The sequence below is a fragment of the Flagellimonas allohymeniacidonis genome, assembly GCF_004296335.1.
GTDB lineage: Bacteria > Bacteroidota > Bacteroidia > Flavobacteriales > Flavobacteriaceae > Flagellimonas > Flagellimonas allohymeniacidonis.
Map to the genome: position 1 here is coordinate 998,132 of NZ_SGIU01000002.1, position 11,344 is coordinate 1,009,475.

Sequence of the window (11,344 nt, forward strand, 5' to 3'; positions counted from 1 at the left end):
AAAACATGGCTATGAGAGACTTAAAGTACTTGGCTGCCATGACCATTCCTCTTTCGGCAGCCCTTAGCATCCTATTATTGGATTATTGGAGTTTTTTTACCCCATTTTATGCCTTTGTCATCATCCCCGTAATGGAATTGCTACTTCCTCAAGATGCTTCCAACCTATCCGAAGAAGAAAGGGAAACGAAGACAAAAAGCAAATTTTTTGATTGGATGCTTTATTTTAATGTCCCTATAGTCTTTGGTTTTCTGTTTTTTACCCTTTGGAAAGTGTCCAACACAGAGCTTTATCTCCATGAAATTATTGGCTTGGTCTTTTCCATCGGAATCGTTCTAGGGGTCAACGGAATAAATGTTGGGCACGAACTTGGTCATCGCCAGCAAACCCCGGAACGCTTTCTGGGAAAGCTATTATTGCTGCCCTCCTTATATATGCACTTTTATATTGAGCACAATTTTGGTCATCATGCCAATGCCGCCACCAAAGAAGACCCTGCTACGGCCCGATACAATCAATCCGTATATTCCTTTTGGTTCACCTCGGTATTCCGGCAGTATTTCAGCGCATGGAAGATACAGTCCAAGCTATTGAAAGCAGATGGGCTTTCCTTTTTTACCATAAAAAATGATATGCTCTGGTATACCCTATTCCAAGTAGCCTATTTGGCTCTGGTCTATTTTCTGTTCGGCTTTATAGGTCTATGGTTTGCCCTAGGTGCAGGAGTCATCGGGTTTTTGTTGTTGGAGACGGTCAATTATATTGAACATTACGGTTTGATGCGTAAAAAACTGTCCTCAGGGAGATACGAACGTGTACGCGAAAGCCATTCTTGGAACAGCAATCACGTAATAGGAAGAATCGTTCTTTATGAATTGACCCGCCATAGCGACCACCATTATAAATCCGCAAAAAAGTATCAGCTGTTGGACTATCATGATATCTCTCCTCAAATGCCGTATGGTTATCCGACCTCCATGGTACTTTCATTCGTTCCGCCTTTATGGTTCCACATCATGAACCAACGGATTCCAAAAGAAATGAAACCTGATCAGGATTCGCTTTCGCTGGCCTAAGGCTTTTTATACCTTTGCGGCTAAATTTGACTTCTATGTCCAACGTTAGGGTGCGTTTTGCTCCAAGTCCTACAGGTCCTTTGCATATTGGCGGTATTCGAACCGCGCTGTTTAACTATCTATTTGCAAAAAAGCATGGGGGGACGTTTGTGCTGCGTATAGAGGATACCGATCAAAATCGCTATGTTGAAGGAGCCGAAGACTACATCATTGAAGCTCTAAATTGGTGCGGCATTCCATTTGATGAAGGTCCTGGAAAAAAAGGCAATTTTGGTCCTTACCGCCAAAGTGAAAGGAAAGAGCATTACTATTCCTATGCTCAAAAACTCATAGAAAAAGGCCATGCCTATTATGCATTTGACACCCCTGAGACCTTGGACTTTCACAGAAAAGATCACGAAGCCAAGGGGAAAACTTTCATCTACAACTGGCACAATCGTTTAAAACTTTCCAATTCTCTTTCTCTCTCTGGGGACGAGGTTCAAAAAAAGTTGAACGCCGGTGAGGACTATGTCATTCGATTTAAATCTCCAGAAAATAAAGAACTGATTCTAAACGATATCGTTCGAGGAGAAATCAAAATTGACACCAATATTCTTGATGATAAAATACTGTTCAAAAGCGATGGTATGCCCACATATCATTTAGCCAATATTGTTGATGACCATTTGATGGAGATTTCCCATGTAATACGGGGAGAAGAATGGCTGCCGTCGTTGGCCCTGCATCAATTGTTATACGATGCCTTTGGTTGGGAAGCGCCAGAATTTGCCCATTTGCCCTTGATCATGAAGCCTGTCGGGAAAGGTAAATTGAGCAAAAGGGATGGCGAAAAAGGAGGGTTTCCCGTTTTCCCACTTTCCTGGAATGAATCGATAGGGTATCGAGAAACAGGTTATTTTCCTGGTGCAGTCATCAATTTTCTAGCTATGTTAGGGTGGAATCCCGGCACTGAAAAAGAGTTGTTTTCCTTGGAAGAATTGGTAGAAGCCTTTTCACTAGAAAGAGTCAACAAGTCTGGTGCGAGGTTCGATCCGGAAAAAACAAAATGGTACAATCATCAATACCTTCAGCAGAAGAGCAATTCAGAATTGGCACAACTGTTTGTTTCAACACAAGGACAACAACATCCATCAATACTTGAAAAAGACAAATCGTATCTTGAAACCGTAGTTTCGCTTATTAAGGAACGCAGTACTTTCGTTTCCGATTTTTGGAACCTTGGAGATTATTTTTTTGTGCCGCCTTCGAGCTACAACGAAAAGGCAGTCAAAAAACAATGGAAAGAAAACACCCAACAAATACTTGAAAACTTGGTTTCTTTCCTGTCATCCTTGGACAGCTTTACCTCTGAATACGTAGAACAGATGGTTAAGGGCTGGATAAATGAAACCGGCCTACCGCTGGGCAAGGTTATGGCTCCTCTTCGCTTGGTTATCGTTGGTGATCTTAAGGGGCCCCACCTCTTCCACATTCTTGAACTTATAGGTAAAGAGGAAAGTTTAAGCCGTATCAAAAATGCGCTAAGCACATTAGCCTGAGGGCTTTAGGAGAAATATTTATTACATTTAGGGGTAATCAACCTTTGAACCAATATTATGCGCACATGTTTTCCGCCTTTGCGCTCAATTCTCTTGGTGGGAATTCTATGCCTTTGTCAGAACGTTAATTCGCAAGACGTTGCTAACAACTTCCCTCTAAAAAATGGTATCTCCAAACCTAACATTTTGCCAACCCATCCTTTAGGTATTTTGTTTTACACCCTGCCACACAATTTCAAAGCGGTCCCAGATAGAGTGGGGTCAATAGATTTGCAAATTAATAGCGGCAACATTTGGGGGCAACCCGTAACCACATTCATCCCCTTGGAAGAAGGAGATCGCCTTAGGATAGAAGACATTGTATTCTTTAGTCGCATTTTTGAGTTTGACCAGGACACATCCCCCTCCGATTCGTATTCAATTCAATACGACGGCATAATCAAAGATATTCGAATGACCTACACGCTTCCTGTTGGAAAACAAAGTGATTTGAGCCTCACGGGGCGTTCCTTTGTTTTGATGGATGGAACCTTCCCTTTCAGCACAATCACGGGCGATCGATTTATTGAATTCTTTCATAAAACCGTGGCTGGAGGTGATGATCCTTTTGCCCGTGAACAGATTGGTTTAGACAAAGCAGCAATAGCTTATACGGACAGAAATGGAAGGGAATTAAAGATATCTCAGGGTGAATTTGTTTTTTCTGGAATAGAAGCAGTACTGTACTTCTATAAGAAAGCGTTTCAAAATACAGTTTCTCTAAATTTTGGAACACACTTAGGGGTGAACCTTAGTCGATTCAATACTTCCCTAGACCTCGGGGTTTCATTGGCTGGATTTAGACAAGTGCGTTTAACCCAAAAAAGCAACTTACTTATGGGCCTTGGAATTAACCTAATGGGGAAAGATGCCCTAGTCTTTCACCAAAACCAACCTGACCTTGGCACCAGTAGGTTCTTCGGAAGCTTTGAAGGTCATATTGAATATTCAATAAAGAACAAGCGGGAAAGGTTTCACTCCTTCGGCCTTAACTATAGGATTCAAACACCCTACAACAACAAGAAGGAGGAGGGTTATTATGTGCCTTCATCTCCGACACGAATAGCCCGTTGGCATGATGCATCAAGGCATCTCTATAAATTTCTCAGCTACTGGACGCTTATTTATTCGATTACAGGGAAGACGGAATTTTCCATTTTTATTCAGCAGGACATGTTGGTCAACAATGTGCCGGACCTTCAAACAGGAATCCGACTTAGAATTCCCCTCTTCTTGTAACAAAATCCATTCTTTTCATACACATTATTTGTATGGGTTTTGTACCTTAATCTTCATTCTAAAATCATATTTCTTATGGGCAACTTAATATTCATCCCTATTATCTTTATTGGACTTATTGTCCTTATCTCAGCTTTTTTCATTGTTAAACAGCAAACTGCAGTAATCATCGAACGTTTTGGACGATTTCAAAGCATACGAAATTCAGGCCTTCAAATGAAAATACCCTTAGTAGATCGTATCTCGGGGCGGTTAAGCCTTAAAATTCAACAGTTGGATGTTATCATTGAAACTAAAACTCTAGATGATGTATTTGTAAAACTTAAGGTTTCGGTGCAATATGTGGTCATAAGAAGTAAAGTCTATGAAGCATTTTACAAATTGGAATATCCACACGACCAGATTACCTCCTATGTGTTTGATGTTGTAAGGGCCGAGGTACCCAAAATGAAGTTGGATGACGTGTTTGTAAAAAAGGACGATATCGCCATTGCCGTAAAAGCAGAGCTTCAAGATGCAATGTTGGAATATGGTTATGATATTATAAAGACCTTGGTAACCGATATTGATCCTGATGCACAAGTAAAAGAAGCTATGAACCGAATCAATGCATCCGAACGTGAAAAAATTGCAGCTCAATTTGAAGGTGATGCCGCACGAATCCTAATCGTGGAAAAGGCAAAGGCAGAAGCCGAAAGCAAGCGTCTTCAGGGCCAAGGTATTGCTGATCAGCGTCGTGAGATTGCCAGAGGCCTCGAAGAATCCGTGGAGGTCCTGAACAAAGTGGGCATCAATTCTCAAGAAGCCTCAGCTTTGATTGTGGTAACGCAACATTACGATACCCTCCAATCCATCGGTGAAGAAACCAATACCAACTTAATACTATTGCCGAATTCACCCCAAGCCGGCAGCGACATGTTAAATGATATGGTAGCTTCTTTTACGGCCAGCAATATGATCGGGGAGCAAATGAAAAAGACAAATGTCCCAAAAAAGGAGTAGGTCTTTATAGCAAATAGGGCTTGGTCCAAAGAAATTCTAATTTTGTCTTTTGCCTAGACTAAAAACGCAAAACAAAGCCCACAGTGTATTGTTCTAAACGAAAATATACTGCTGGGTTTTCTTTTTTTAAAATACTCTCAGAGCCCATATATAGGCCTTGTTTTAATCAGAAAAACCTATGGGTATTTTGTTTAAGATAGGAAAAGGTTATGCTAGCTTTTTTGGTCCAATTTTGCCCATGTGTCTCTAAGGGTAACCGTTCTGTTGAAAACCAAGTTGTCCTTAGTTGAATCAAGGTCCACATTAAAATAGCCCAGACGCTGAAACTGAAATCTGTCTCCAATTTGCGCATTCTTCAGACTAGGTTCCAAATATCCTGTAAGCTTGGTAAGCGAATCAGGGTTTACAAATTCCATAAAGTCTTTGTCCTTATGTGAATCGGGGGTAGGGTCGTTGAACAACCTATCGTATAAACGCACCTCGGCTTCAATGGCATGTGGAATGGACACCCAATGTAAAGTACCTTTTACCTTTCGAAGACTTTCTTCCGTGCCACTACCGCTTTTACTTTTAGGGTCATAGGTGCACTGCACTTCCAAGATATTGCCTGCTTCATCTTTCGTGCAGCTCTCCGCCTTAATGATGTATCCGTTTTTAAGCCGTACTTCTCCCCCCAACTTCAATCGAAAGAACTTCCGATTGGCTTCTTCCCTGAAATCTTCCTGCTCTATATACAACTCCCTTGAAAATGGAACTTTTCGGCTTCCAGCTGATTCGTCTTCCGGATTGTTTTCTGCATCCAACCACTCCTCTTTACCTTCTCCATAATTCGTGATGACCAGTTTCAACGGATTCAAAACTGCCATAACTCTTGGGGCAATCTTGTTCAAATGTTCACGGATATGAAATTCCAATAAGGAAACATCCACAACATTCTCCCTTTTGGCAATACCTATGGTGTCCGTGAAATTGCGAATAGATTCTGGTGTATACCCTCTTCTTCGCAAACCCGATATAGTAGGCATCCTTGGGTCATCCCATCCGCTGACATGGCCTCCCTCCACCAATTGTAGCAACTTGCGCTTGCTCACTACCGTATGGCTCAAGTTCCTACGTGCAAATTCTCTTTGCTTTGGTCTTAACCTATCCTCTGATACCAATTGGTCCAAAAACCAATCGTAAAGCTCTCTGTGCGGCAAGAACTCCAGAGTGCATAGGGAATGGGATACTTGTTCGATATAATCACTTTCACCATGTGTCCAGTCGTATAATGGATAAATACACCAATCGGTATTGGTGCGGTGATGTGCCTTGTGAAGTACCCTGTACATGACCGGGTCTCTCATCAACATATTGGTAGAAGCCATGTCAATTTTAGCCCTCAAAACGTGCTCTCCTTCCTTGAAATCACCATTTTTCATTGCTTCAAATAGCCGCAAATTCTCCTCAACGGGTCTATCTCGATATGGACTTGCAGTCCCTGGTTCGGTAGGAGTGCCTTTTTGCTTTGCTATTTCTTCTGAGGTCTGGCTGTCCACATAGGCTTTGCCGTTTTTAATAAGCTCTACGGCCCAATCGTACAGCTGTTGAAAATAATCAGAGGCGTAGCGCTCTGACTCCCATTCGTAGCCCAGCCATTCAACATCTCTTTTAATCGCCTCAACATATTCCTTTTCTTCCTTGGCGGGGTTCGTATCGTCAAATCTCAGGTTGACCGGGGCATTATATTTCTCCCCTAAACCGAAATTCAAACAAATTGAACTGGCATGGCCTATATGAAGATACCCATTGGGTTCTGGCGGAAATCTAAATCGTAACTCTTCTTTGGAGTATCCTTTCTCGAGATCCTCCTCAATGATATGCTCGATAAAATTCAGCGACTTTACCTCTTCTTCCATAATCCAAAATTGAAGCGCAAATGTAGCAAAATCCTAGGTTCGTAGCTATTATTCTACCCATGGTGTATACAAAGAAAGCCATTTCACAACACTTTTGCGAAGGGCCACAACAATATCTTTTAATAGCATTAAAATAAAGTCATATTTGTTATTGGAATACTATATGTGAACAAAAGCGTCTCGGCGCTTTCAACAACTGAACATCTTAAGGGGCACATTTTGGGGCATTATTGTCAACAACCTCTTAAAACTAACGCTGATGAAAAAAACTAGTTCAACATTTAGCATTCTAGCTATTGCCATTGTGCTAATCGCATTGAGTCCGATGGGCATAAACGCTCAGGTACTCAACCAGCCCGAAGCCGCACCTAACCCAAATTTAGGAACTACGTCCGCTTGGACCGCTGCCTGTGCTTCCGACAGTTTCAACGAATATTTTGTGAACTTCACTTGGAGCCCTCCACTTGTGGCTTCCAACAACGAATTCATTTTAGAGCTTTCCGATTCCAACGGTAACTTTGGTTCTCCTTTGGAGCTAGATCGCGTCACTGACAAGAACACTGTTTTTGATTTTGACTTTCAATTTGCCGTTCCTACCACCACTAGGGGAGAAAACTACAGGATGAGGGTCAGAAGTACGAATCCGGCCAAGACCAGCCCTCCCTCCGTGGCTTATCCTATGCACTATGTAGATTTTGATAGTCCACTTTTGATAAGTGAGGATGGAAATGGAACAATTCCGCCTGGAGGTACCATCCAACAGTGCAGCGGTAGCTCAGTAACACTGGCCGCCCATAACATTCCCAATCCGGAAACTTACCAATACAATTGGTATCGTAGTGGCACGCCGCTTAGCGAAAAGTCACATGAAATTACCGTGTCAACACCCGGTATGTACTATGTGGAACTGGACTACGGCTCTGTTTGTTCCGGTTCAGCCAACACTCAGTCCAACACTATCGAAATTACAACAGGGAGCGCCTCCGGCATAGCCATCAATGGTGCAAGTACGGTTAGCCTGTGTGCAGGCGACCCATATACCCTGGTATCAAATATTTCAGGTTTAGGATTAACCTATACTTGGTACAAAGATGGTTCCGTCGTAGCTGGGCCGACTTTGGAAGGACATACCTTTAACATTAATACTTCCGTTTCCGGTTTTGAAGGAAATTATGAAGTAGAAATTGAGGGGCCTTCTACCTGTCTGGAAAGATCTTCGGCCGTTACCATTCAAAATCTGGGTTCACTTCAAGTGACAAGGCAGAACGATGCGGATATTGTGCTTCTTCCAGGACAGAACACAACTCTTTCAGTCACCACTACGGCTTCAACGCCTACCTATCAGTGGTACAAAGACGGAACGCCCATCACCGGTGAGACGAATAGCACCTTGAACATTAATGATACAGGAGTGTACTTTGTTAGGGTCACTGAAACTGGAGGGCCGTGTGCCGGAGCACCCGTAGATTCAGAAAGCACCACCGTGGCCTCTCCCGATTCCTTTGAGTTCGTTGTTGAGTTTGTAGGTTCGTATGGCCCTTGTCAAAATACCGAAGCTACTCTGAATCTTTCTACCATTAACGCAGTTAGTGCTTTGGGGGCGAAAACCAATGTGACCTCTGATTTGGAAAGCTCTTTTGCATATCAATGGTCTTACGAAGGAAATACCCTCGGTGGAGAAACCTCCCGAACTTTAACGGTTTCTGACCAATCCAATAATGGACAATATGTGCTAAATGGTGTTTTGAACACTTATAATGTGGCCTCAAATACCTTAGAGGTAAGGCTCGCTTCTGACGAAATATTGAACATTGCCAGTAATAGTACAATATTATGTGTAGGGGCAGACCCTATTACTATCAACACATTTAGGGCGCTTTCTGGCGAAACTTTTGAATGGCAACGAAACGGAACTGTTGTGGACACCTCCAATGAAGTCTTAGTTGCAACAGAGGTAGGAACCTATCAATTGGTTATCCGTACGAATGCTTGCCCCATTGTTTCCAATGAAATTGAAATTCAGCTATTTGATGAATCATTACTTGTTCTCGACAGTCCTGAAAACATAATAATAATTGAAGGTGAAACCGAAACGGTTACGGCAAGTGGTGCTTCCTCCTATGAGTGGTTCGACGCCAATAACAACTTGCTGGGCACGTTGGATTCGTTCAGTTTTGACCAAGAAGGAGAATATCTTTTGGTTGCTGATTTTGGTAACTGTAGTGTCAGCCGTGTAATAACGGTATCCTTCAGGGATACGTTTGCCATTCCAAATGTAATCACTGCCAATGGCGATGGAATCAATGACCTATGGGTGTTGCCCAATACCTTTTCAAGAGACCCCCAAGTGTTGGTGACCATTTTTGATGAACGAGGAAGGGAAGTGTTCAGCCAGTTTAATTATGAAAACAACTGGCCTGAATCGACCACTTCTTTCAGCCAACAGAATATGATTTTTTATTATAAAGTAACCAAAGAAGGAAAAAGCTTAAAACAAGGAACCATTACAGTCATTAAATAAGTAGAATGCGCCTCAACAAACCTATACTACTACTCCTATTGACATTGCTATGCTCTGGGCTCAAGGCACAAGAGGAAAACCCTTTTGTGGTTTACGATGTGCCTTCTCAGAACTTGCTAAAGTTTAATAGGTTCTTGATCAACCCAACATTTTCAACGGTTCGGGAAGACAAGTCATACATCAATCTTTTTCATAGAAACCAATCGGTATCTTTTGATGACAATAACCAAATATATTTTCTGAGTTATAGTGGTAGGGTTGGAGACCGCAGCGGTGTAGGTTTAAGTTTGTTTACCAATCGAGAAGGGCTTTTCAATAACTTCGGACTGCATGCCAATTACGCATATGGTGTTCGCCTTAGTCCAAAAAGTAACTTCACCTTTGGCGCCAATTTCTCATATTATCAAAGTGCTTTTAACCAAAATAGGGCTAACGCAGTTGAAGATGACCCTTTCTTGAATTCTCTGGAAAGTAGTTCCTTGATACTCTTTCAGCCAGGTTTCAACATTTCTTTTGGAAAATTTGACTTTGGTGGATTTGCCGAGAATTTATTCGATTACAACTTAAAAAACAGTGAATCCATCACTGATTTCAATGAAAAAACCTATTCCGGTCATATTCAATATACCCATCAGTTTAAAAACGGTGCAGGCATTTTGGAGCAAGGTAGATTAATGCCTTTGGCAAGGGTTCGCATGGTTGGAGAAGAGGACATAACCTTAGGAGGTAGTCTTGTTATGGACCTTCCCAAATTGGGTTGGGTACAAGCTGGTTATGATGACTTTTATGGAGCATCAGCAGGTTTAGGCTTTAATTTGAACAAAAACCTTTCCCTTGGATATACGGTTGAAAAAGGCTTGACCAACAATTTTGAAAACTTTGGCGTCAGCCATGAGGTTTCCCTTGCTTACTCCTTCACACCGAACCTAACGGAAGACAGAGTTCTCTTGGAAAAAGATGGTGAGGAATTGGTGGAAAACGATGAAACTCCCACTGAAAATCTGACCCTTTCAGAAAAGGACTTGGAAATCGCACAGCTCAGAGAAAAATTAGCTGAAAATGATGCCATTCTTGATGAATTGCTATTCCGTCAAGATTCTATCGAGACTACACGAAGAAAAGACTTGGAGCGACGTTTTGAAACCGTTATGAAAATGGTAAGGCGAGAGACCAACGGGGAACGGCCCGACCTAGAAAAGCGCGCTGAGGAACTATACTTCACCAATATGGATAGTACGGGGCTTGTTGCAAAAAACAACACCCGTCCGATTTCCAATTCTGGGCTTGCCAACACCATGTCCACTAAAAAGGTCATCCGTTTGGACAATTCAAGCTCCAAAGGAAAATTCAATAATCAAAGCTCTACAAAAGATAGAACCTATACAGCTTCGCGAAGATCTACCAAAAAGGTGCTCACGCGACATAAGGAATTTGACATGCCCAATGTTGAAAATGGACATTACCTCATTGCCAATGTATTTCGAAACGAAGAAAACCTGAACAGATTTCTTGGTGAAATGCGCGCTCGGGGGATTGAGGCCGATTATTTCGTCAACCCAAAGAACGACTTGAAATATGTCTATGTGGAACGTTCGGGTTCACGAAGAGAAATAGCTAAAAAATTTAAGGGCAACGTGGATGGGAAGTTTGACGGCCCCATGTGGGTAATGACCGTTCAAAATCCGTCTTCCAATACATCGCAAGTAGCCTTTGCCAAACCCAAAAAGAAAAGGTTTTCCAAAAAGAATATGGTAAAAACCTTTGAGGTTGGAGGTATTGGTTCGGGCTTCTACATCGTTGCTGAGGTATTTGACCGGAGCAGTGAAGCCAGGAGACACGTAAGAAAATTGAAATCAGAAGGTGTTGAAGCCAAATACTTCGTCAATCCCGTTGACGGAAAAAGGTATGTCTATATAGAAAGACATGATACCTGGACCAATGCATTAACCTCGTATTACAACGAACTAAACCATTCGTACGAAGACGAAATGTGGATCGTGCGAATCAAACCAAACTACACCAGTTAAA

7 protein-coding genes are annotated in these 11,344 nt (G+C 42.1%); 6 read left to right on the plus strand and 1 reads right to left on the minus strand.

What is annotated here, in order from left to right; all coding sequences use genetic code 11:
* The first annotated feature begins 11 nt into the window (after window positions 1-11).
* From EW142_RS12920 to EW142_RS12935, 4 genes are all read left to right on the plus strand, one after another.
* Window positions 12-1,076, plus strand: coding sequence for an alkane 1-monooxygenase (locus tag EW142_RS12920; protein ID WP_130614481.1), 1,065 nt, complete (start codon window positions 12-14; stop codon window positions 1,074-1,076).
* A gap of 35 nt (window positions 1,077-1,111) precedes the next feature.
* Complete coding sequence (gene gltX, locus EW142_RS12925) at window positions 1,112-2,617, plus strand: glutamate--tRNA ligase (RefSeq protein ID WP_130614483.1); 1,506 nt, start codon at window positions 1,112-1,114, stop codon at window positions 2,615-2,617.
* A gap of 186 nt (window positions 2,618-2,803) precedes the next feature.
* Window positions 2,804-3,895: a hypothetical protein gene (locus tag EW142_RS12930; RefSeq protein ID WP_130614485.1), complete on the plus strand. Its 1,092-nt coding sequence runs from the start codon at window positions 2,804-2,806 to the stop codon at window positions 3,893-3,895.
* Between the two features lie 75 nt (window positions 3,896-3,970).
* Entirely contained in the window at window positions 3,971-4,897 is a 927-nt protein-coding gene (locus EW142_RS12935; RefSeq protein WP_130614487.1) for an SPFH domain-containing protein, read from the plus strand.
* A gap of 212 nt (window positions 4,898-5,109) precedes the next feature.
* Here EW142_RS12935 and EW142_RS12940 read toward each other — a convergent pair whose 3' ends face one another.
* Window positions 5,110-6,795: a glutamine--tRNA ligase/YqeY domain fusion protein gene (locus tag EW142_RS12940; protein WP_130614489.1), complete on the minus strand. Its 1,686-nt coding sequence runs from the start codon at window positions 6,793-6,795 to the stop codon at window positions 5,110-5,112.
* 259 nt (window positions 6,796-7,054) lie between these two features.
* Here EW142_RS12940 and EW142_RS12945 point away from each other — a divergent pair, with 259 nt between their 5' ends.
* Window positions 7,055-9,316: a T9SS type B sorting domain-containing protein gene (locus EW142_RS12945; protein WP_130614491.1), complete on the plus strand. Its 2,262-nt coding sequence runs from the start codon at window positions 7,055-7,057 to the stop codon at window positions 9,314-9,316.
* 5 nt (window positions 9,317-9,321) lie between these two features.
* Entirely contained in the window at window positions 9,322-11,343 is a 2,022-nt protein-coding gene (locus EW142_RS12950) for a PorP/SprF family type IX secretion system membrane protein (RefSeq protein ID WP_130614493.1), read from the plus strand.
* The last annotated feature ends 1 nt before the right edge of the window (window position 11,344 follow it).

Coding starts and splice junctions, on each gene's coding strand:
- EW142_RS12920 (WP_130614481.1), top strand. CDS start 12: ATGAGAGACTTAAAGTACTTGGCTGCCATGACCATTCCTCTTTCGGCA.
- gltX (WP_130614483.1), top strand. CDS start 1,112: ATGTCCAACGTTAGGGTGCGTTTTGCTCCAAGTCCTACAGGTCCTTTG.
- EW142_RS12945 (WP_130614491.1), top strand. CDS start 7,055: ATGAAAAAAACTAGTTCAACATTTAGCATTCTAGCTATTGCCATTGTG.
- EW142_RS12935 (WP_130614487.1), top strand. CDS start 3,971: ATGGGCAACTTAATATTCATCCCTATTATCTTTATTGGACTTATTGTC.
- EW142_RS12950 (WP_130614493.1), top strand. CDS start 9,322: ATGCGCCTCAACAAACCTATACTACTACTCCTATTGACATTGCTATGC.
- EW142_RS12940 (WP_130614489.1), bottom strand. CDS start 6,795: ATGGAAGAAGAGGTAAAGTCGCTGAATTTTATCGAGCATATCATTGAG.